The sequence below is a fragment of the Rhodocytophaga aerolata genome (assembly GCF_030503435.1).
Lineage (GTDB): Bacteria > Bacteroidota > Bacteroidia > Cytophagales > 172606-1 > Rhodocytophaga > Rhodocytophaga aerolata.
Window position 1 is genome coordinate 933700 of the sequence record NZ_JAUKPO010000001.1, and the last position, 21876, is coordinate 955575.

Annotated in this window: 19 protein-coding genes; 9 read left to right on the top strand and 10 right to left on the bottom strand. The window is 40.8% G+C overall.

Annotation, left to right across the window (positions count from 1 at the left end):
• Positions 1-35: 35 nt before the first annotated feature.
• Positions 36-545 (bottom strand): hypothetical protein, encoded by a 510-nt coding sequence (locus Q0590_RS03795; protein ID WP_302036145.1) that lies wholly within the window; start codon positions 543-545, stop codon positions 36-38.
• Positions 546-789: 244 nt separating this feature from the next.
• Between Q0590_RS03795 and Q0590_RS03800 the strand changes: the two genes are divergently transcribed.
• The 3 genes from Q0590_RS03800 to Q0590_RS03810 all read left to right on the top strand — a co-directional run bounded on the left by Q0590_RS03800 (position 790) and on the right by Q0590_RS03810 (position 6528).
• On the top strand, positions 790-1764 hold the full coding sequence (locus Q0590_RS03800) for a polyprenyl synthetase family protein (protein ID WP_302036146.1): 975 nt from the start codon (positions 790-792) through the stop codon (positions 1762-1764).
• A gap of 365 nt (positions 1765-2129) precedes the next feature.
• Positions 2130-5126, top strand: coding sequence for a SusC/RagA family TonB-linked outer membrane protein (locus Q0590_RS03805; protein WP_302036147.1), 2997 nt, complete (start codon positions 2130-2132; stop codon positions 5124-5126).
• A gap of 28 nt (positions 5127-5154) precedes the next feature.
• Entirely contained in the window at positions 5155-6528 is a 1374-nt protein-coding gene (locus Q0590_RS03810; RefSeq protein WP_302036148.1) for a RagB/SusD family nutrient uptake outer membrane protein, read from the top strand.
• A gap of 64 nt (positions 6529-6592) precedes the next feature.
• Here the strand turns inward: Q0590_RS03810 and Q0590_RS03815 are convergent, their stop codons facing one another.
• The gene (locus Q0590_RS03815) at positions 6593-9838 is read right to left on the bottom strand and encodes a PAS domain S-box protein (RefSeq protein ID WP_302036149.1); all 3246 of its coding nucleotides are present in this window, start codon (positions 9836-9838) and stop codon (positions 6593-6595) included.
• Positions 9839-10284: 446 nt separating this feature from the next.
• On the opposite strand from Q0590_RS03815, the gene Q0590_RS03820 reads away from it, so the two are divergent.
• From Q0590_RS03820 to Q0590_RS03830, 3 genes are all read left to right on the top strand, one after another.
• On the top strand, positions 10285-10683 hold the full coding sequence (locus Q0590_RS03820; protein ID WP_302036150.1) for an ArsR/SmtB family transcription factor: 399 nt from the start codon (positions 10285-10287) through the stop codon (positions 10681-10683).
• Between the two features lie 82 nt (positions 10684-10765).
• Entirely contained in the window at positions 10766-11071 is a 306-nt protein-coding gene (locus Q0590_RS03825) for a (2Fe-2S) ferredoxin domain-containing protein (RefSeq protein ID WP_302036151.1), read from the top strand.
• Between the two features lie 77 nt (positions 11072-11148).
• Positions 11149-11847 (top strand): YjjG family noncanonical pyrimidine nucleotidase, encoded by a 699-nt coding sequence (locus Q0590_RS03830; RefSeq protein WP_302036152.1) that lies wholly within the window; start codon positions 11149-11151, stop codon positions 11845-11847.
• A 100-nt stretch (positions 11848-11947) separates the two neighbouring features.
• Here the strand turns inward: Q0590_RS03830 and Q0590_RS03835 are convergent, their stop codons facing one another.
• The 4 genes from Q0590_RS03835 to Q0590_RS03850 form a co-directional block, all read right to left on the bottom strand.
• A complete protein-coding gene (locus Q0590_RS03835) occupies positions 11948-12763 on the bottom strand; it encodes a purine-nucleoside phosphorylase (protein ID WP_302036153.1) in 816 nt (271 codons plus the stop codon).
• An 85-nt stretch (positions 12764-12848) separates the two neighbouring features.
• Positions 12849-13469, bottom strand: a complete 621-nt coding sequence (locus Q0590_RS03840; protein WP_302036154.1) for a TIGR04282 family arsenosugar biosynthesis glycosyltransferase — start codon at positions 13467-13469, stop codon at positions 12849-12851.
• A 58-nt stretch (positions 13470-13527) separates the two neighbouring features.
• On the bottom strand, positions 13528-14592 hold the full coding sequence (gene arsS, locus Q0590_RS03845; protein ID WP_302036155.1) for an arsenosugar biosynthesis radical SAM (seleno)protein ArsS: 1065 nt from the start codon (positions 14590-14592) through the stop codon (positions 13528-13530).
• Positions 14593-14692: 100 nt separating this feature from the next.
• A complete protein-coding gene (locus tag Q0590_RS03850) occupies positions 14693-15028 on the bottom strand; it encodes an arsenosugar biosynthesis-associated peroxidase-like protein (RefSeq protein WP_302036156.1) in 336 nt (111 codons plus the stop codon).
• A gap of 146 nt (positions 15029-15174) precedes the next feature.
• Between Q0590_RS03850 and Q0590_RS03855 the strand changes: the two genes are divergently transcribed.
• Positions 15175-15894: a TIGR04283 family arsenosugar biosynthesis glycosyltransferase gene (locus Q0590_RS03855; RefSeq protein ID WP_302036157.1), complete on the top strand. Its 720-nt coding sequence runs from the start codon at positions 15175-15177 to the stop codon at positions 15892-15894.
• A gap of 56 nt (positions 15895-15950) precedes the next feature.
• On the opposite strand, the gene Q0590_RS03860 is transcribed toward Q0590_RS03855, so the two are convergent.
• The gene (locus Q0590_RS03860) at positions 15951-16922 is read right to left on the bottom strand and encodes a M48 family metalloprotease (RefSeq protein WP_302036158.1); all 972 of its coding nucleotides are present in this window, start codon (positions 16920-16922) and stop codon (positions 15951-15953) included.
• Between the two features lie 237 nt (positions 16923-17159).
• Between Q0590_RS03860 and Q0590_RS03865 the strand changes: the two genes are divergently transcribed.
• On the top strand, positions 17160-18236 hold the full coding sequence (locus tag Q0590_RS03865; protein WP_302036159.1) for an NAD(P)H-dependent oxidoreductase: 1077 nt from the start codon (positions 17160-17162) through the stop codon (positions 18234-18236).
• Positions 18237-18636: 400 nt separating this feature from the next.
• Positions 18637-18963 carry a hypothetical protein gene (locus Q0590_RS03870; protein WP_302036160.1) on the top strand — a complete coding sequence of 109 codons (327 nt, stop codon included), beginning with the start codon at positions 18637-18639 and terminating at the stop codon, positions 18961-18963.
• A gap of 70 nt (positions 18964-19033) precedes the next feature.
• Here the strand turns inward: Q0590_RS03870 and Q0590_RS03875 are convergent, their stop codons facing one another.
• From Q0590_RS03875 to Q0590_RS03885, 3 genes are all read right to left on the bottom strand, one after another.
• Entirely contained in the window at positions 19034-19870 is an 837-nt protein-coding gene (locus Q0590_RS03875; protein ID WP_302036161.1) for a rhomboid family protein, read from the bottom strand.
• Between the two features lie 140 nt (positions 19871-20010).
• Complete coding sequence (locus Q0590_RS03880) at positions 20011-21405, bottom strand: NAD(P)(+) transhydrogenase (Re/Si-specific) subunit beta (RefSeq protein WP_302036162.1); 1395 nt, start codon at positions 21403-21405, stop codon at positions 20011-20013.
• A gap of 91 nt (positions 21406-21496) precedes the next feature.
• Positions 21497-21790 (bottom strand): NAD(P) transhydrogenase subunit alpha part 2, encoded by a 294-nt coding sequence (locus Q0590_RS03885; RefSeq protein WP_302036163.1) that lies wholly within the window; start codon positions 21788-21790, stop codon positions 21497-21499.
• Positions 21791-21876 lie beyond the last annotated feature (86 nt).

Below are 21876 nucleotides of genomic sequence, written 5' to 3' on the forward strand. Positions count from 1 at the left end.
ATGTACTAAAATCAAAACATAGCTATAACAGGTAGCTATTCCAGATTTACATTGTCTACTACTACCCAACCCCGGTCAAGTTTGGTAATTTTATCTATCCGGAGTTTGTATTCTTTTTCTTTATAAGTGAACCGTACCACCGGGTTATGAATAATATATAACTCTCCCTCCTTCTGCATTTCTGCAATGTTGCCCATACCCGTATAATTAACTTCTTTCCAGTTTATCTGGTCAGTTATCCCTTTCTGAATCACCTCCTCAAAATTAGCTTTGGATGACTCTTCCATGCTCTCTAAGGCCTGTTCCGCATCATTCTGGCTTTGTTTTGACTTCTGAGAAATAGAAGCTGACTTTTTATTAAATTCTTCCAGATCAGTAGGGGTAAGATGGACTTTGAGGTAACCATCTACATCATTGGATTGCAAAGCTGTAATCAATTCTTGGCCAAGCTCCTGTATACCACTTTCGGCTTGCTGGGCAAAAGATACCTGCAAACTAATAATTGATATATATACGATGAATGTGAATACTTTTAAGTTTTTCATACGCTGTGTTTAAAACTACTCCTAATTAACGTAACCTGACGCCTTAAAGATTTACCCATTGTTCGAGAAGTAAAGTTTTTAAACCGGCCAGTCAACCCAGGTAGGGAAGATAAAAAAGATTGGTTTCCAGACAAATGCATGTTTTTTTCTCTCTGCCTGCCTAAACATTCTGCTTCGACAAATACTTATTTTTATGATTTTGCAATAGCATATTTTGATTGTATACTTGCATACCTAATCGTTGATGGCACTAAACATACAGGACATACAAGCCCCAATAGCAAATGAGATGGAATTATTCGAACAGAAATTCCGCTCCTTTATGAAAAGCAATGTAATGCTGTTGGACAAAATCATGAATTACATTGTGAAGCGCAAAGGCAAGCAAATTCGTCCGATGTTTGTGTTTTTAACAGCCAGAACCTGCGGGCAAATTACAGAAGCTACTTACCGCGGGGCCGCTTTAATTGAGTTGTTACATACGGCTACTCTTGTACACGACGATGTAGTAGACGATGCCAATTACCGGAGGGGTTTTTTTTCAGTAAATGCCTTATGGAAAAACAAAATTGCCGTACTGGTGGGCGATTACCTGCTCTCCAGAGGTATGTTGCTTTCTATTGAGAATAAGGATTTTGAACTGTTAAGTATTGTTTCAACTGCGGTAAAAGAAATGAGTGAAGGGGAATTGATGCAGATGGAAAAAGCCCGCCGTTTAGATATTACAGAAGATATTTATTTTGAAATTATCCGTCAGAAAACGGCTTCTCTCATTGCTTCGTGTTGTGCCGTAGGGGCAAGTTCGGCTCATGCTTCTGGCGAAACAATTGAACAAGCCCGCAAATTTGGCGAAAAGGTAGGTATTGCCTTTCAAATAAAAGACGATTTGTTCGATTATGGAACAGATGAAATTGGCAAACCAGTAGGCATTGACATCAAAGAGAAAAAGATGACTCTACCTCTTATCTACTCTCTTAATAAAGCCTCCTGGTCAGATAAACGACGTATTATCGATATTATCAAAAACCAGAACGATAAGCCCCGTAAAGTAGCCGAAGTAATAGACTTTGTAAAGAAAAGTGGCGGAATCGAATACGCCACCCATATTATGCAGAAATACCACACCGAAGCTTTGCATATTCTGCATTCTTTCCCACCTTCTGTGTACAAAACTTCATTGGAACAACTGGTAACCTTCACAATAGAAAGAACCAAGTAATTTACTCCTATCCAAGATTTATATCTGCTTTCTATAGAACTGTCTCTATTTCGCTAACCAAAAAATATTTGGCAGAGAAAGTATTTCTATTATTGCATCAATATAATTTATGAATGTTTTTTAATCCATTTTATTTAATTTATCAGCATATATTTTTTAAGTAGTGCATATTTCAGCCTTGACACCCTGATAATAGACTAAATTCTCTTTTCCTGCCTACAATTTTACGTTATACGACAATTCTATAAAAATTTTGTACTATAGCTATTTAAGCGAAAATAATTTTCAAAAGGTGCCCAATCTTTAAACTTTTTATTCTATAAATTGCATATAGTACATTTTTCAACAAAACCAAAATAACCAATATGAAGAGAGTTATACTCATTTTCCTGGTTTTGCTCATGTCTGTTATGTATTCATCCAGACTTCAAGCACAAGACAGGACAGTTTCAGGCAGAGTTACGTCAGCAGATGACGGAACAGCCTTGCCTGGGGTAAACGTTTCCGTAAAAGGAACTACCTCTGGTACCGCTACAAACGCCGAAGGAGATTATACATTAAGTGTACCTTCCGATGCCACATTAGTCTTTAGCTTCATTGGACTTACTTCTCAGGAAGTACCTGTAGGAAACCGCAGCGTAATAAATGTACAAATGGCTTCCGACATAAAATCCTTAAATGAAGTAGTGGTAATTGGATATGGTAGCCAACAGAAAAAGGATTTAACAGGAAATATTGCCAGTGTAAGCGGTGCCTCCATAGCCAATATACCGGTGTCCAGTGTAGAAGAATCACTGCAAGGCAGGGCTGCGGGTGTATATATTAACTCCGGTAGTGGTAAGCTAGGTCAGGGGGTGCAAATACGTGTAAGAGGAGCTGCTTCCGTATCTGCCGGTAACCAGCCTTTATATGTGGTGGATGGCATTCCGATTACCTCTTCTGATTTGGGAAGTGCTAACTCAGAACTTGCTAACCCCATAGCTGATCTTAACCCAAATGATATTGAATCTATTGAAATATTAAAAGATGCCTCTGCAGCCGCTATTTATGGTTCCAGAGCTTCTAACGGGGTGGTGCTAATTACGACAAAGAAAGGAAGAATCGGCAAAACCAAAATTGACCTGGGTTATTTTACTGGGGTAAGTACGCCTACCAGAACCCGTGAGTGGCTAAATGCAGCCGAGTATATAGAGTTATTCTCAGAAGCAGCAGAGAATGAAGGATACGATCCACAAGAAGAATTTGAAGGAAACGGATTGCCCTGGAATTCCACAGACGATACGGATTGGGCAAGTGAAGCTTTCCAGACAGGGGGTATTTCGCAGTACAATCTTTCACTAAGCGGCGGTAACGAAAAAACACGGTTTTTCCTGAGCGGTACTCATAACGATCAGAAAGGTATTATCGTAGCAAATGAATTCAAACGGTCTTCTGCGCGGATTAATCTGGATCATTCAATTAACCAAAAATTCCGGATTGGTACCAATATTTCGTTAATCAGAAGTGTAAACTACCGGGTACCCGATGACAATGCCTTTTCTAATCCGCTACAGTTAGTGGCTTTGCCTCCAATTCAGCCCAAAATAGATCCTGCCACTGGAGAGTTGAATAGAAATACACTGTATTACAATAACCTAATTGAATTGTCGAACGCAACCAATGTGGCAACTACATACCGTACAATCAGCAACATATTTGCTTCCTACGATATAGTGCCTGGCCTTACATTCCGTACGGAATATGGAATAGATTTTCTTGCATTGGATGAAGATATCTACAGAGGAAGGATAACAGAAGATGGCGGGCCAACAGGATATGGCTACAGCAACCAGGTAAGAAGTTTTAACTATACCACAAACAATACATTAAACTATAATAAAATTTTTAACGATGTGCACACCCTGGATTTGTTGGGCGGTATATCGTATCAGGAAGCTAATGTTAGAGGGACATCCGTAGAAGGAAGAGGTTTCCCTAACGACAACTTTCAACGAATTGCCAGTGCTGCCCGGATTACCAGTGGTTCTTCCAATGAAACCGGATATAGTTTCCTTTCCTATCTAGCCCGCGCCAATTATAAGTTTATGGATAAGTACTTGTTTGCCTTAAGCGGACGTATAGATGGTTCTTCCAGGTTTGGACAAAACAACCGGTATGGTTTCTTCCCTGCTGCTTCTGCCGGATGGATTCTCTCAGAAGAATCGTTTATGCAAAACTCCAATGTACTTAGCTTCTTGAAATTACGTGCCAGCTATGGCCTTACGGGTAATTCTGAAATTGGTAATTTCCAATCCCGGGGTTTGTATAATGCCATATTCTATGCTGATCAGGCGGGTATCACTCCTTCTACTATAGCTAGTCCTGATTTACGTTGGGAAAATACTGCCCAGACCGATATAGGTATTGATTTTGGATTCTTCAATAACCGTATTTCCGGTGAGTTAGATTATTACATAAAAACTACCAGAGATTTATTATTGGATGTACCGCTTCCGGCGATTAACGGGTTTACTAGCATAACTAAAAATATTGGTAGCCTGGAAAACAAAGGAATTGAATTTGTATTAAACACGCAGAACTTAGTAGGCGAATTTAAATGGACTACCAACTTTAATATCTCCAGAAACAGAAACAAAGTTCTTGAACTGAATGGAGATCCTATTGAAGGCGGTGGACGGTTAATAGGCCGTGTAGCCGAAGGAGAGCCTCTGGGGTATTTCTATACAGTAAAATATGCCGGTGTAGATCCTGCTAATGGGGATGCCTTGTATTATGACCTGGAAGGTAACAAAACCAGTGAATACAGCAGCAATTACCGCCAGAAAGTAGGGGACCCAAATCCTGATTTTATTGGTGGTATGACTAACACATTCTCTTACAAAGGTTTTGATCTGAATGTGCTTACACAATTCGTATATGGCAACGACCTTTACAATGTAGCCGGTTACTTCCAGTCAGTGAACGCCGATTATTTTGATAACCAGTCCAGAGACCAGTTAAAAAGATGGCAGAAAGAAGGAGATATCACCGATGTACCTCAGGCCAGATTATATGCTGGCAATGGCTCCGGAACTTCTTCCAGATGGGTACAAGATGGTTCATTCCTGCGTATCAGAACCGTTACCTTTGGGTATAACTTACCTACTGACCTAATCAAACGAGTTTACTTACAGAACGCCCGTATCTATGTGACTGGCCAGAACTTATTCACTTTCACTAAATATGAGGGCTATGATCCGGAAGTTAACAGTACCTATTTCCAGGGAACTACTGCCCAGTCTACCAACATTAACTTAGGCCACGATTTTTACACACCTCCGCAACAGAAAACAATCACGGTCGGAATAAATCTGGGTTTTTAAGTATTCCATATACATAACATTGCTATCTATGACAACAACATATATAAAAAGAGTAAGCTTGCTGATCTGTCTGGCATTTTCCGTAATTGCCTGCGACAATAAGCTAGATATTCAACCAAGGCAGTCCATTGATGCAGAAACTGCTTTAAACAACGAACAAAACGTAGAAAGTGCTGTAATTGGTGCTTATGCTACGCTAGGTGGTCCGGCCCTTTATGGCACTAACCTGAATCTGATACCTGAGCTATTAGCCTCTACCGATTATGTAAACTGGCAAGGTACCTTCCAGGGATACAGGGAACTGGATAGAAAAACGATTACATCTATCAACTCTGAAGCAAGCAGAACCTGGATAGACGCTTATGAAGGAATAAACACGGTGAATAACGTACTGGAAGCCTTACCGGTGGTGGAGGATGAAGATTTAAGAGCACAACTGGAAGGCGAAGCCTTATTCATCAGGGGAATTTTGTATTTTGAATTAGTCCGCTTGTATGCATTGCCATGGGCAGCCGGAACAGCTAACAGCCAGGCAGGCGTTCCCTTGATTCTGACAGCTACCAAAACGGAAGCACAGGCTGCCAACAAAGTAGCACGCTCTACGGTAGCTCAGGTGTACCAGCAAGTAATAGCAGACCTAACCAGAGCTGAAAGCTTATTACCAGAAGACAATGGCACCAGAGCTGACCAATTTTCTGCAGCGGCTTTTCTCTCCCGTGTATATTTGCAGCAAGGGGATTATACCAATGCCCGTGATGCGGCCAATAGGGTAATTGAAAGCGAATATTTCCGGTTAAACCCCTCTGTAACCTCTGCTTTCAGAAATAGAAATACGGCTGAAAGTATTTTTGAAATTCAGCAGAATGACCAGAACAACGCTGGTACAGCTAACGATGGGTTAGCTACTTTTTATGCCAGTTTACCGGGCATTGGCCGTGGAGATGTACGGGTACTGGAAGTTTTTGCAGAGCAATATGATTCATTAGATGCACGCTTAAATGAATTAATTTATGAAGGTACTGGCCGCCGAGCAGGAAGACTCCGTTCCGGCAAATGGACTGATTTTGGTGCAAATATACCTATAGTTCGTTTGGCAGAGATGTATCTAATCCGGGCAGAAGCGAATGTACGCTTGGGCACAGCTATAGGAGATACGCCTATAAATGATGTTAACAGAATCCGACTACGTGCAGGTGTAGATCCTTTGGTAACAGCAACATTAGAAGATATACTGCTGGAAAGACAATTGGAGTTAGCTTTTGAAGGATTGCGTGTACATGATGTAAAACGTACCCAAGGGTCCACCGGCGACTTTGCTTACAATGCTCCCGAGTTGGTGCTTCCTGTTCCACAACGGGAACTGGATACAAATGACCAGTTGGTGCAGAATACCGGATACTAAACTCATATAAAAATATACAAAAAGGGCCGTTACTTAACGGCCCTTTTTGTATGTATTCGTTTGGCTATACTTTTATTTTTTTATTCATTTCAGCTTTCAGCTTCTCTACTTTCTTTTTGTACTCCTCAATTTCATTTTCTTTTTCACTGTTCATAGAAGCTACTCTCTCTTGTATTTTCCGTAAGACATCTATAGTCTGCAGGTTTTCTTTCTCAGCCAATTTGTATTGATTAATATTCCGGGAGAGCACTGAAACGCCAGTTACTTGGTTTTTATCATTCCAGATAGGATTAAGTGACACATCATAGAAGACTTCGCCATCTTTGGTAATAACCTGGTCTACAATACTGAATTTTTCACCGGCAATAGCTTTGTCAAAATTCACTTTCCAGTAAGCGGTGTTGGCAGCAGCAATAATTGAAAAGATATTGTACCCAACCTGGAGCGGCAATCCTTTCTTTTCATACCGGCTTTGCAAGGCTTTGTTTAAAATGGTAATAGAATAATTAGTATCGATAGCATAAATATCATCTTCGGTGTTATCAATTAAGGCACGAAGCCGGGCTTCTTTTTCCTGGATATGTTCTTTTTGCTGCACCAGCGTTTCCTGAATAACCTTTAATTCTTCCAGATTTTGTCTCAATTCTTCTTCCTGCATCCGCAATTCTTCAGCATCTATACTTATTTTTTCGTACAACCGCTTTTTCTCAATTGCATCCTGTACCCGGTCGGTAATATCAAAAGTAAATTGTATAAGCTTATAGGGTTTTCCCTGTGAATCTAATACCGGGTTATAAGTTGCCTTCATCCACACGATCTCACCTGTTTTGGTTATTCTGCGGAATTCACCACTATAAAATTCACCTTCTTTCAGTTTACTCCATAATTCAAGAGTAGCTTCTGTATTTGTTTCATCTTCAGGTATAAGGATGCGGTAGTTCTGCCCTATTAACTCTTCTCCCGTATAATGCATCAGATGCAGAAAACTTTCGTTCACGTCTAAAATGGTTCCGTTTAAATCCAGTTCCAGTAAATTGTTAGACTTATTAATGGCATTTATCTGGCTGGAAAGCTCAGCTTCTTTTTTCTCTAACTCATCGCGGGTAATCATTAATTCATAGAGGTTATCCCGCATCATTTCGCCTTGGGCCATCAGTTCTTCTTCCCGGTCTTCGGCCTCTTTTAGCATCTTAGCTTTCTCTTGTTCCTGTTTTCTACGTTCCGTTATATCTCTTATAAATATGGACACACCTACTACTTCGTGTGTATCTGTTTTTACGGGATTGAAGGAAAGTTCATGAAAAACATTCTCCGCATAAGGCGTATCTTCCCAGGTAATCAGGAACTGCTCACCTTGCAAGGCTTGGTCGAAGCAATGTTTCCAGGCTTGCTTCTTCTCAGAAGGTAAAGCTGCCAGGAAATTAACACCTTCGCTTATCTCTGCATACCGCAACTTGTATACATCCAGCATTACCTGATTAATTACTGTAATGTTGTATTGTATATCAATAGAGAAAATGGCATCGCCAGTATTATTAATTAAGGCTCGTAAGCGGGCTTCTTTTAAACGCAGAATATGCTGGGTCTTTTCTAATTCTTCCTGGGTAGACATTAATTCTTCCAGGTTCTGACGCAGCTCCTCTTGCTGGGCTTGTAATTCTTCGTTAGTTTCTTGCTCTATGGCATACAACTTCTGTAGCTGATGTTCATGCGTTACTAATTGGGTAATATCATGCGTAAAGATGCACACCCCGGTGACTTCGCCTTGTTTATTCATTACCGGATGATAGGCTACTTCCAGCATACCTTCCCCAAATAGGTTCTGCACATGATCCATCACAAACTTCTCTCCGGCAAAGGCCCGTTCATAATCTGGTTTCCATACTTTCTCCTCTACGCCTTCAAACATTTTTCTGTAATCGCTGCCTTCCCTTATGAATATATCCTTACTGGCACACAGCTCTTTTAAGGCTGTATTCATAAAGGTGATCGTATAATTTGTATCAATAGCAACAATCTTATCATCTGTATTGTTAATTACTGCCTGTAAATGGGCTTCTTTATGTTGCAGGATTTCTTGCGCCTGCTGCATTTGAACCATGGCAGCGCGTAACTCAGAATCTTTGGTAAGTACTTCCTCTGAGCGTAGTTGGGCCTCTTTCAATAGTTGCTCGAGTTGTGCTTCATTTTGGTACCTGGGGGTAACATTCTGTATGAACACAGCTACGCCTACTACTTCTCCACTACTGCATTTAATAGGCTGATAATGGAGTTCTGTATATTCCTTTCCTGCTGCTTGCAGTTGCTGTGTGCTGATGATTGTTCTTTCGCCGGCAAAAGCCCGTTCAAAGGGTGTTTTCCAAAGGCTTGTTTCTCCTTCAAACATTCGGCTGCAATCCTGCCCTACCTCCAGATAAATACCTTTCTGAGCCAGTCTAGTCTGCAAAGGTTGATTTATGACGGTTAGCTGATACTGGCGGTTAACAGCATATATGCCATCAGCGGTATTATTGATTACACTGCAAAGGTTTTCTTCTTTCTCTGTTAATTTTTGCTGGTTTACCTCCAGGGCCTGTTTGGTAATTTGCAGGGATGCCAGTTGTTCTTTTACCACCTTCCGCTGTGCAATCAACTGACGCACAATAGTACGGGTCAGAAAATAAGAAACGATTCCGCCAATAAGCAATATGCCTACCAAAACCCGTTTTAGTATGGAAATATGCTGAATGGCAAGAATATTTTGGTGGGAAAGCGTAGCCTGCAGTAAATTTACCAAATCGTTGATCTGACTGGTAATTTCACCTGCCTGTGGCCGAAGTTCCAGAGCAATCTTGTCTTGCAGCGGTTTATGTACTTCATAAGTAGTCGTTTGTTTGCTTAAAGCAATCGCTTCTGCCAGAATTTTGTTGTAACGATGTACACTTAGCCGCAAGGCAGTACTAAGTTGCAGGGCCTGCGGTTGCTGCCATACTTCCAAAATGGCTTGTAAGGAGTCCAGCGATTTAGCAATTTCCGGTCCTGAATTGATTTCTGCTTGCGCACCAACAGAGGGCAAGTAAATACGTTGCTCCAGCAACAGCACTTGTTGATTAATCTGTTGCTGAAGGCGGTAGGCCTCCAATTGGGCTACTTTTATATACGTGTTTTTTTCGTAGGAGAGACGGTGGATATAGTCCAGACCAAAAATAAATATTACATATAAGGCAAGTGAAAACAAAAAAATATAGATCGCTACGAAAAGCAATTTTACGCCAGCCGGTGTAAAACCAGCCCATTGCATTTTAATATGAGGTAACGTAGAATCCGGCATGATATATTTTATTAATCTATAGAAGTATATTCACTACCAATTTGTTGTAAAAAATTAAAAATAGAAGACGATAAATAATCTGTTGAATAAAGTAGCTACTCATGCAATAAGAGTAAAAGACCTATGGATAAAAAATAAAAAACAGCTAAAAAGATACTTACCTCAGAACATTATCTGTTTATGTGAGAAGCACTTACTCAAGCAAATTAATGCTAGGGATCAAGTAGTGGAAGGAAGCTGAGGTTAGGAGGTATCAGGTACATACAACTCCCTTAGAAACGAAAAATGCTTTTATGTTTGCACCTGTATATTTGCACCATATAGGCGGCCTGTCTTCTTGCAAACTAATCCTGTATCTTTGTAGTAGTTTGATTCTTTGTTGCCAATCAAGTCATAGTCTATATCTACATAAATGCTTGAAGCTAAAATAGGTTTGTTTAAAATTTATGAGATTAAAACACTTTAATATCACCTTTGGTAGCCAGATTTTCAAGGCTTTTAGTGAAGAATCCCGTATACGGATTATCTACCTGCTCTATAATAATGAAGAAATGTGTATCTCGGATATAGAACATATTCTGGACTTTACACAAGCCAAAACATCGCGTCATCTGATTTATTTGAAGAATGCAGGCTTATTAGGTTTTAAAAAAGTAGACCAGTGGGCCTATTATTATTTAAAAGAAGAGGTGAAAGACATTGTACAACAAATATTCCAGTACCTGGGCAAAGATCCGGTGTTACTCAACGACCAGGAAACATACCGCATCTTATATTCAAACCGGGAGCTGGCTATTTGTAAAAGGCATCAGCATAAGTGGTCGGGAGGAGTATTGAAACAATAAGTCAATAGAGACGGTTAGTAAAAGAGGCTGAGGTAAGTCAACCCCATTTTATGCCTAACAAACCAAAAACAACCATTTGTATATGAAATATAAAAAACATGTATTCATCTGTACCAACCAGAAAGAAGGAGGCAAAAGATGTTGCGGAGAAGAAAAAGGCATGGTGCTTGTAAATGCTTTTAAAGAAGCCATTAAGACAAGAGGATTACAGATGGAAATGCGGGCACAAAAAACAGGTTGCCTGGATGCCTGTAACTTTGGACCGGCATTAGTAGTATACCCTGAAGGCACCTACTATGGCCATGTACAGCCAGAAGATGTGCAAGAAATTGTAGAGCAACACTTACTACAAAATCAGCCGGTTACCCGTCTGGTACTTCCTTACTAATTATTTATAACAGCCAAGTTAACGTAAAAGCATAGCAAAAAGCTTTTATTATTAACCAGTTATGTAAACCTTATTTTATGCCAGCTTACCAGCATATATTTTTTGACCTGGATCATACCTTATGGGATTTTGAACGATGTTCCTGCGAAACGCTACACGAACTTTTCTATACATACCAGCTGCACACATTAGCGGATAATCTTACTGTAGATACCTTTGTTACTGCTTTCCGTAAAGTAAACCGCCGTTTGTGGACTTTATATGGAGCCGGAGACATTACCCAGCAAGAATTACGTACCACCCGTTTCAACCTGATATTTAAAGAATTGGGCATTAGCAATAAGGAAATGGCAGCCAGGCTTGCTGATGAATATATTCAGCTTTGTCCACAAAAGCCGCACTTGCTGCCCTATGCCAAGGATATGTTAGATTACCTGAGTAACAAGTACATGTTGCATATTATTACCAATGGCTTTGCTGATGTGCAAATGATTAAACTGAAAAGTGCCAATATCATGTCGTATTTTTCTGAGATTATCACGTCTGAGAAAGCAGGGTGCCATAAACCAGACAGACGCATATTTGATTTTACCCTTCAACGGATAAAATCACATCCCAAAGAATGTATCATGATTGGTGACAGTTTAGACTCAGATATTAAAGGAGCCAGAAATGCGCAGTTAGATCATATATTCTATAACTATGAGAACATAACGCACCAGGAAAGCCCTATGCACGAGATAAAATGCTTGAGTGAGTTGAAGGAGTTACTGTAATTGCGAAATAAGAGAAATGGAAATTCATAGCTATTTATACTTTCAGAAGTTTAAATAAACTGCTAGCTTTTATTCCTCATTACTATATTTTCCAAGCAGATTACAGTTTCTCTATCAGTTTTTTGAATAATAAAGATAGCTTTTGGTCGGCTTTAGCAGCTACTTCTATAATTTCCTCTATGCTGATAGGTTGCAGATTGTCCGGGTCACATTCGTCGGTTACAACAGATATTGCTGCGCAAGGCAAACTCATATGATTGGCCACAATTACTTCCGGCACAGTAGACATACCCACCACATCCGCCCCAATCATGCGCAAAAAGCGGTATTCAGCACGGGTTTCTAGATTAGGGCCAGCGACCGATACATACACCCCTTGCTTTAAGGGAATATTTTCCTCAAGACTGATTCGTAATAATCTGGAAGCAAGTTCTGCTGAATAAGGCTGACTCATATCCGGGAAACGGGGTCCAAACTCATTATTATTCCGTCCAATTAGTGGATTATCTGGTAACAGATTTATATGATCTGAGATTAGGATGAGATCGCCTTTTTTGTATTGTAAATTTAATCCGCCGGCTGCATTGGAAAGGAGTAAATGCTGGATGCCCAGTAGCCGCATTACCCGGATTGGAAAAGTAATTTGCTGCATACTGTAGCCTTCGTAATAATGGAAACGGCCCTGCATAGCCAATACCTTTTTATCACCTATTTTTCCATAAATTAGCTTGCCTTTATGCATTTCCACAGTGGCTTCCGGAAAATGTGGAATATCCGTATACTCTATTAGTTGCTCTATGGCAATATACTTGGTAAGCCAGCCTAACCCTGTCCCCAGCACAATGCCTGTTTCAGCATGCTGTATACCCCGGTTTCTAAGGTAGGAAACAGCCTCCTCATAATGTGTCTTTGTCATAAGTTAATGGAAATTACAATAGTTTTCACAAAAGCGCGTCCGTCCGCAAGTATAAAAAACAAAATATAGCTGTGCACCAGATACCCTATAAAGATTTCAGTTGATATGTACTCTGTTTCAAAAGGGCTAAATCTTCTTCCCGGTCCACATCCTGCAAAGTAGGTAACAAAGTATATGCTTTATGCAACTTGTGTAGATCAGCCAGCGTACTGTTAAATACGGTTGGCGAGCTCCAGGCTTTATTAATGAACAGCTCAGGAATACTCTTTACTAAACCTAGCAAATAATAGCCACCATCCGTAGCAGGTCCAATAACTACATTAGCAGTTGCTAGTGCATCGAAAGCTTGGTGAATAATATGAGTAGTCAGTTCAGGACAATCACTGCCAATAATTACTACTTGTTGGTACAGTTGTTCAAAAGCCCAGCAAAAGGCATTCTCCATCCGCCGGCCCAGGTCTGCTCCCTGCTGAACCTGTTTGAGATAGTGCTCATTCGGCCATATATCGTTTTCCTCTACAAAATCAGAGTAAAATACGGCCCTGTCTGTATGCACTTCTTTGGTAATATTTACTGTATAGGCTAATAATTGCTCATATATTTGCAGGGCACTGTTTTCTCCCATCGTTCTGGCAAGCCTGGTTTTTACTTTTCCTTTTATGGGGTTTTTTACAAAAATCAATAACAATCTACGCGGTTGAGACATATTAGGTGATAAGGCTGAGCCACTCTAGTAGCCATAGCAGTTTAAAAGTAGCTAAGTATTAAGCAGTTGCCCCGCCACAGCTGGAACCTGCGCCAGCTGTACAGCCATAACAATGTTGCCTCAATACAATTTCCCGTTCATTTAATGTCTGTAAATTAAACGTAGATATGTGTTGAGAACTGGCAGCAGCTACAGGAAGATCCAACATCTGGTTAAAATCACAGTCATACAAGCCACCATCCCAGCTGACAGATATTGTATTGCGGCACATCACCCCTCTGGCTGCCTGGGCATTGAAGGAATTAACCAATTTCTCCATATATCCTTCATAATTGCCACTTTGCATCAGAAAATCCAGAAATCGGCTAATGGGCATATTGGTGATAGCATATAAGTTATTAAAGTGGATATTGAACTCCTCAAGCAATACTTTTTTAAACTGCTGTTCTAAGGAGTGTTGGGTAGCCGGCAGAAATGCACCACTGGGGTTGTATACTAAATTCAGCAACAAACCAGTGCCTTCCTGTCCATACCCTTGTTCATTTAACAACTGTAGTGCTTTCATAGAATCTTCAAATACGCCTTTGCCCCGCTGCCGGTCGGTACGGTCTGCATTGTAAAAAGGCAAGGAACTAACTACTTCTACATTATGCGTGCGGTAAAATTCTGGCAGATCATAATATTTAGGATTAGCTACAATAATTGTCAGATTACAGCGGACCATTACTTTCTTGCCCAATTTGGTGCATTCTTCTACAAACCAACGGAAATGTGGATTCATTTCGGGAGCCCCACCGGTAATATCCACTACAGAAATAACATGGGTAGCTAATACCTTCAGGCACTGCTCCATAGTCTCCTTAGTCATGATCTCTTTCCTGTCTGGCCCGGCATCTACATGGCAATGCCGGCAGGTCTGGTTACACATCTTCCCCACATTTACCTGGAATATATCTATCCCGGTAGGCTGCAAAGGATATAATCCGGATTGAGCTAATTTTTCCCGGAAATGAGGCAATAGTTTACCGTTTTTTGGCGAAGCTTCTAATAACTCCAGCTGGTAAGCTGCCTGCGCCAATGGGTCATTACTGCTTTTTAAACTCTTGGTTAATACCTGGGTCATAAAATGAATTTACATAGCAACCCATAGCTGCTGCTATTTTTGAAATTTACTACTTACACTTTCCGGTCGTTATGGAAAGCATGAAAGCCCATGCACGATGTTACATGGAAAGATCTTTCACTTTATTCATCATTTGTACGCCATGAACTAGCGTAGCCCCACCTCTGATAGCTGCTGCCACATGCACTGCTTCCATCATCTGACCTTCTGTATATCCTTTTTCCATGGCATCTACCGAATAGGCGTCAATACAATAAGGGCATTGTACGGCATGAGCTACCGCTAAGGCAATTAGTGATTTTTCTCTGGCCGAAAGTTCACCTTCAGCAAACACTTCTCCGTAGTAGCTGAAAAACTTATCGGCCAGCTGCTTTTGAAATTCACCAATGCTGCCAAATTTTTTAAGGTCTTCGGGGTTATAATAGGTTGGGTTCATACGAGCGTAACTAAGAAAGAGATTGACTATTTGTTTAACTGATACATACGAAGACTTGTTTGAAACAGATGTGTAACGTATATTTTTGTCGAACGATTAATGGACGCCACAAGGAGTCTGTTTACTACTAGGCACGAATTCCCAATATGGAAAAAAAACCTGCAAATGACAAAATTAGTATTATTATCCCCACATATAATGAAGCAGGCACTATCGAAAAATTAGTAAGTTACCTTATTGGTTTTAAAGCTGAAGCTATACACGAGATTCTGGTAGCTGATGGCGGTAGTACAGATGATACTTGCCAGCTAGCCCAACAAGCAGGCGCTTCAGTTATTGTATGTCCTAAAAAAGGCCGCGGTGCACAAATGAATTCCGGAGCAGCCCAGGCGACAGGTGGTATTCTATACTTTTTACATGCCGACTCTTATCCGCCATCGGGCTTCTGGCAAGATATTATTACTTCCATCAAATGTGGATATCCCAGTGGCTGCTATCAGCTGGCATTCGACGATCCACATCCTTTTCTGCGTTTCAATGCCTGGTTCACCCGATTTAACATAGATGCGGTCCGTTTTGGAGACCAAAGTTTATTTGTTACCAGCGACGTATTTCAGAAAGCCGGGGGCTTCCGGGAAGATTTGATTGTAATGGAAGATCAGGAAATTATTGGACGGATCCGCAAGTATGCCAAGTTTAAAATTTTGGCAGGCAAAGTAACTACTTCGGCTAGGAAGTACCGGGAGAATGGCGTGTATAAACTTCAGGGAATTTTCTTTCTGATTTATTTTCTTTATCAACTAGGTGTACCACAAGAAAAACTGGTAAAGCTCTATAAACGGTTGATCCGGCAGAATAAGGTATAAATCAACAACACCTCACAGGTTTTAGAAACCTGTGAGGTGTTGTTAGTTAGCTATTCTTAAATGTGGGTGGTATAGCCTATTTTATCGCCATCGGCATTGTATAAATCACCATTTTTAGATACATAGATATACTTCTTCTGGTCATTATAAATTACCAGCGGAAAATCTTCGTTGGTAGATTTAGCTATTTTACCCACAACCGCTATTCCATTCTGGCCTACTTTAATCAGATTCAAGTTTTTAGTGAGGTAATAATCCTCTGAAGCAGCATGGTTAAACACTACTTTGCCTATCAGGTGCTGCTTATCAATGCCTGTTTTGGGCTGTACTTCTGGCTGATAAACAGGCTCCTCTACAGACGGATACTGCTGAGCCACTGTTTCTTGCTGTGGAGTTTCCTGCTGCCTGGCTATTACCTCTGTGGACACGGTTTCATCCGCCTGTTTCCAGCCTACCGAAATGGCTTCCAGCCGGGCATTTTTAGCCGGATGTGTATAAGAACCTTCGTCAGCAGCTAATACGCGCATAGCCGCTTGTGCTTCATGTAAACTTGCCCCCATTTTCCGCAACACAAATCCTGAAAACTCGTCGGCCTCCAGTTCGCTGGAAGGGCGGCTACCAGCGTGGTCTAAGGTATGTCCGTTCAGATGATGGCCAATTTCATGAGCTAATATACTAATAGCCGCCCAGTTGGTACGGGTAGCTCCTTCAATCTGGGATATAAAATTCTGGCTGTACAGGATATACCGTTTGCTGTTGTAAATAACAGCAGCTGCATTATCCACATTAGCAGCCTTCAGTTCGAACCTCGGCTTTAGGCCCACAGCTTCCATAATCCTTCTGACTACCATATTTGCTTCACTACTGGATCTGAATTCGTACAACTCTCCATTAATTGGTTCTCCGGTATAAGTACAACTCTGCTCTACCTCAACAAGCAAAGGAGTCTGGCTGAAACTCTTACCAAAATTTAACAACACAAACAGCAAGCAAAATACAATTTTGCCAATATATAGTTGGTTTATCATACAAAAAATATAGGTATTAACGTGTAGTAGATCTTATATCATCCAAATATGATACCAAGTTGTGCGGGAGTTTTATTCTATATAACCTTATCCTGTATCTTTTATTGTATCTGCTTTGCAGCCAAATTTTTCTACGTCATTACAGTAAACAGCTGTTATCCTAACTTCCCGGCATACGTATACTAGTCATCCAATGACCTGCTTGCTCTTCATTCTCTTACTATTTTATGCCGAATTATGACGCCAAATGACGAAAATGCTACATTACCAACATCTCAACGGCCTTTCCGTGTCTTGCTGATCTCTGGTTCTCAACGCAGACAATACAATTGCCCGGGGGTAGATTCCAAATCCCGTACGCTTATGATGCGGATGGCCGAACAACTGCCACCGGACTGGGAAATAGACATGGAAGATCTGGCAAATGTATACGGACGAGAAAAAATACAGCCTTGCAATGCTTGTGTATCTACCTCTATGGCTTTGTGTGTATGGCCCTGTAACTGCTATGAGAAGAATAATTCCAAAGAACCTGACTTGATGTGGAACCTGGATCTGTATAGCCGCCTGGATATGGCTGATTCCTGGGCTATTATTGGCCCGATTAACTGGTATGGGCCGCCCAGTAACCTTAAGCTAATGTTTGACAGATTAGTATGCATGAATGGCGGCAATCCCCAGGAAGACCTTATTGAGCACAAAGATCCTGAAAAGGCCATGGCTTTGGAACATACAGATCAATGGAAAGAACTTAGTGTAAATCACCTGGAGGGCCGTACAGCTGCTTTTTTCTGCTATGGCGATGGAGGCGGAGATGAGCTGGATGAAAGCGGCCGGCCAAAACTACTGCAACATAAAAACTACTTTAACCCGGAAGCAGAACCTTTCGAAAATGATAGAGAAGCTTTTGCACCTTTAGTATGGCAGTGCCGCTACGGTGGAGTAGAAGTTCCCGACCATTTGTGGCAGTACAAAGAATTTGGTCATGGCAAAAAATACAGCGATAATCAGGCAGAAGATATGGTAAAAGAAACGGACGTAATGGCTCAGTTTGATCAATGGGTAGCTGATTTTGCTACATTCGTACAGAACAAAGGAAAAGTAGAACCAGGAAAATACAGGGCTTATGGCTATCAGGCTCCTGGCCATCAGTGGCGGGACGTCAAACTGGGTGTCCGTTATGCGCGTATGATGGCAGGCATTCCGCCTAAAGATTCATCTCCGTATGAGCAGCAACAGATGGATTTAAACAAAGACCAGACTTTTTCACCCAAGAAGGGTGAAGGAGAGAAACTAAGAAAAAGGAAGAATTGAAAGCTCTGGCAGCAAAGCATGGTTATTACAAAAAATATTTTAACTTTATTTGGGAAGGATAGTATAGTTCTTTTAGCAAATACCTACTTAAGATTTAAGCTCAAACCTGTTAGGCTTTGAAAACCTAACAGGTTTCTACTGTTTCTACTTGGGTAATCATTCTCTGTAAAAGCTATAAGTCTCATTCCTTCATCGCATCTTATTTGAATAGAACCCGTATACGGAATTGCTAAAGCTCGTTGAGCCTCTATAAAACTTTTTATGGGGATCAGGAAACATACTCCGAGCAAATATATACTGCTAGGGAAAGACTACTTGTTATACCTGTATAGGAAATAACTGCCTTATGCAGGTTTTTTATTGAGTTTAATGCTTCAATATTTTTAAGATACAGATAGTTATGAATGCAAAAAAAATGTTAACAGGCATATTGGTTACAGCCATTACAGCTGCTTTTCAGGAGCAATTGCAAAACTTGTCAGAAAAGCAATCAAAGAAAATAAAGAAAAGAATTACAAAAGAAGCTAAAAAGTTAGCGAAGCGGTTTGCGGTATTTCTGAAGAAAAAGGAGAAAAAAGCCCTGAAAGCAGCAGGCGCTTTTACTTCCAAACTAACCGATAAAATAATCACCAGTGTAGAAAAAACAGCTGATAAACTTGGGCAAACAGCGGCTAACACAACAGACACTTTAGTGAAAGGAGCTCAGAAAATACTTCCCAGTAAATAACTGGCGAAATTTCCTCTAAGGTTTCTACTACCAATTACGCAACGGATAAAGGGGTTTACTTAAAGGTAAGCTATTGTTCAATTTTTTTAGAGAGGTCTTCCAGCATCTTCTTTTCCCGCTTGGTTAGTCCATCTATGCCTTTTTCGCTTACCTTTTCCAACAACCGGTTAAGCAACTCTTCATCATAATAGCTGGACTCGTAATAGTCGTTTTTTGGTTTGCTCGTATATCCCCAATAATTTTCGATAAATAGTATTTCGGGCCGTTTCACTAGCAAAATCATAAAACCTATAAACGGCAGTAAGATTGAGGCAATAACTACGGGATAAATTTCCAGAATGATGGGTTCTATGGCAATAGAAATAAGTACCCCGGCAATAGCACCCCCTAAATGTGCCTCATGGCCAATGTTGCCAACCTGTGTTTTTATGCCATATATAGCCACTAACACGTAAAGTATACCAAACACCCAGCCCTGAATATGAAAGGGAAGAAAGGCAAAGGAAATTTCAGCTTCCGGAAACAGCACAATACTTGAAAAAATAACACCGCTAACTGCACCTGACGCGCCAATAGCCCGGTAATCGCCATGGTTCCGGTGTATGAATAAAGCCAGAAGATTGCCTGCAATGAGGCAGCTAAAATATAAGAGCAGAAAATTCTTTAAGCCCAGGACATATCCCGTACCGGAACTGAATGAATACAAGGCAGCCATGTTAAAGATTAAATGCCACCAGTTAGCATGCAAAAAACCGGAGCTTAACAGCCGGATATACTCTTTATGAATCAGAATAGCATCTACCTCAAATCCATATTTCTCGAAAAATGATTCGTCGCGGAAGCCTCTGTAAGATATAACGACTGTCGCCAGAATAAGCAGCAGGGAAATACTTTCAATATTATTCATAGGGAATCATCAGATTTTAGTAACTTTTGCACAAGCCCTATGTAATTTAATGAAAAGTTTTTCAATTCACCAATACCTGAAACTGACTTACCAGCGATAAGCAGTAAGCCATAGAAAGCAGCCTGAACTCTTTAGGGTATTTACACACTTTTTAATTCGCTCACCACTTTCGTCAGTGTAGACTTAGCATCGCCAAATAGCATAAGGCAGTTTGGAAAGCCAAAAAGTTCATTTTCTATACCAGCATATCCGGCACCCATGCTGCGCTTACTTACAATAACAGTACGCGATTTATCGGCATTCAGAATAGGCATCCCATAAATCGGACTTTGTGGATTTGTGCGGGCAGCAGGATTTACTACATCATTAGCCCCAATAATCAGGGTGACATCTGTATTAGAAAACTCATCGTTGATATCATCCATTTCTATGAGTTTATCATACGATACATTCGCCTCAGCCAGCAATACGTTCATGTGGCCAGGCATACGGCCAGCCACCGGATGTATGGCAAACTTTACGGATATGTTTTTCTTTTCCAGCAAATCGGTAAACTCACGTACTATGTGCTGTGCCTGCGCTACTGCCATGCCATAACCGGGCACAATAATAACAGAGGAAGCAGAATCAAAGATCATGGCAGCTTCTTCAACACCCACTTCTTTTACTACAATATCTGATTTGCCTGCAACCCCGCTACTGCCCGATGTTTGCCCAAAACCTCCTAATAATACGCTTACCAGAGAGCGGTTCATGGCTTTACACATAATCTGGGTGAGAATAATACCAGATGCACCAACCAAAGCCCCAGAAATAATTAACACCTGATTATTCAGAATAAACCCGGTAAAACAGGCAGCTACCCCCGAATAAGAATTCAACAAGGAAATTACTACTGGCATATCAGCTCCGCCAATAGGAATAACGGTAAGTATACCCAGCAGCAGAGAAGCGCCTATCAGCATCATCATATATAAGTCATTATTGGGATCTAAAATTACCATTACACTCAGTATGACGATACCCAAGAACAGTACGGCATTCAGCGGATGCTGTCCTCCAAAAGTAATGGCCTGTCCGTTTACTTTGCCACTTAATTTACCATAGGCTACCAGAGACCCTGTAAGCGTAACCGCTCCGATAAAAACACTTAATACGACCCCAACACCAGTAACAATTGGCATTACAATATCAGCATCGTGCACCATCCGCCAGTATTCGGAAGTGGCCACCAGTACCGAAGCGCCTCCACCAAAGCCGTTAAATAAGGCTACCATCTCCGGCATCTGGGTCATTTCTACTTTTTTTGCTACATACAATCCTACTGCCGATGCCAGAATAATGGTTGCAAAAATTTCTGTATAGCTTAGCACGTTCCGGTCGAGCAGGGTAACTACTACAGCAATAAGCATAGCCAGCGCCGAATAGGTATTTCCCTGCCGGGCCGTAGAGGTTTTTCCCAGCATTTTTATGCCAACAACAAACAGAACAGAAGCAATCAGGTAAGCCAGTTGAATAAGTATGGTTCTATCCATTAAATAGGTGTATTTGGAAAGTGAAGGTTAGAAAAAGAGGCAACTAGCATCCGCAGGATTTAAAAGCTGGAATGTGCGGAGCTTCCATCTATTATTTTTTCTTTTTAAACATTTGCAACATGCGGTCGGTAACAGCATAGCCACCTACCACATTCAGGGTAGCTAAAAATAAGGCCACTATACCTAGTATTTTGCTGGTAGGAAAACTACCTGGCAGTGGTCCGGCACAGATTAGCGCCCCTACGATTGTAATACCGGAAATGGCATTAGAGCCCGACATTAAGGGGGTATGCAAGGTAGGCGGAACTTTGGCAATCAACTCAAATCCCACAAAACTGGCTAGCACCAGTACATACAACAAAGCGATAAGTGTTTCTACAGACATGGGTATAATTTGAGAATTTGAAGATTAGAAAATTCAAAAATAAGTATGGACAGTTAGTGTTTGTTGATTAATCGTCAAAGTGCTTT

Excerpts from the sequence above, each read along its gene's own strand:
- Q0590_RS03795 (WP_302036145.1), bottom strand. The coding sequence starts at position 545 with ATGAAAAACTTAAAAGTATTCACATTCATCGTATATATATCAATTATT.
- Q0590_RS03800 (WP_302036146.1), top strand. The coding sequence starts at position 790 with ATGGCACTAAACATACAGGACATACAAGCCCCAATAGCAAATGAGATG.
- Q0590_RS03805 (WP_302036147.1), top strand. The coding sequence starts at position 2,130 with ATGAAGAGAGTTATACTCATTTTCCTGGTTTTGCTCATGTCTGTTATG.
- Q0590_RS03810 (WP_302036148.1), top strand. The coding sequence starts at position 5,155 with ATGACAACAACATATATAAAAAGAGTAAGCTTGCTGATCTGTCTGGCA.
- Q0590_RS03815 (WP_302036149.1), bottom strand. The coding sequence starts at position 9,838 with ATGCCGGATTCTACGTTACCTCATATTAAAATGCAATGGGCTGGTTTT.
- Q0590_RS03820 (WP_302036150.1), top strand. The coding sequence starts at position 10,285 with ATGAGATTAAAACACTTTAATATCACCTTTGGTAGCCAGATTTTCAAG.
- Q0590_RS03825 (WP_302036151.1), top strand. The coding sequence starts at position 10,766 with ATGAAATATAAAAAACATGTATTCATCTGTACCAACCAGAAAGAAGGA.
- Q0590_RS03830 (WP_302036152.1), top strand. The coding sequence starts at position 11,149 with ATGCCAGCTTACCAGCATATATTTTTTGACCTGGATCATACCTTATGG.
- Q0590_RS03835 (WP_302036153.1), bottom strand. The coding sequence starts at position 12,763 with ATGACAAAGACACATTATGAGGAGGCTGTTTCCTACCTTAGAAACCGG.
- Q0590_RS03840 (WP_302036154.1), bottom strand. The coding sequence starts at position 13,469 with ATGTCTCAACCGCGTAGATTGTTATTGATTTTTGTAAAAAACCCCATA.
- arsS (WP_302036155.1), bottom strand. The coding sequence starts at position 14,592 with ATGACCCAGGTATTAACCAAGAGTTTAAAAAGCAGTAATGACCCATTG.
- Q0590_RS03850 (WP_302036156.1), bottom strand. The coding sequence starts at position 15,028 with ATGAACCCAACCTATTATAACCCCGAAGACCTTAAAAAATTTGGCAGC.
- Q0590_RS03855 (WP_302036157.1), top strand. The coding sequence starts at position 15,175 with ATGGAAAAAAAACCTGCAAATGACAAAATTAGTATTATTATCCCCACA.
- Q0590_RS03860 (WP_302036158.1), bottom strand. The coding sequence starts at position 16,922 with ATGATAAACCAACTATATATTGGCAAAATTGTATTTTGCTTGCTGTTT.
- Q0590_RS03865 (WP_302036159.1), top strand. The coding sequence starts at position 17,160 with ATGACGCCAAATGACGAAAATGCTACATTACCAACATCTCAACGGCCT.
- Q0590_RS03870 (WP_302036160.1), top strand. The coding sequence starts at position 18,637 with ATGAATGCAAAAAAAATGTTAACAGGCATATTGGTTACAGCCATTACA.
- Q0590_RS03875 (WP_302036161.1), bottom strand. The coding sequence starts at position 19,870 with ATGAATAATATTGAAAGTATTTCCCTGCTGCTTATTCTGGCGACAGTC.
- Q0590_RS03880 (WP_302036162.1), bottom strand. The coding sequence starts at position 21,405 with ATGGATAGAACCATACTTATTCAACTGGCTTACCTGATTGCTTCTGTT.
- Q0590_RS03885 (WP_302036163.1), bottom strand. The coding sequence starts at position 21,790 with ATGTCTGTAGAAACACTTATCGCTTTGTTGTATGTACTGGTGCTAGCC.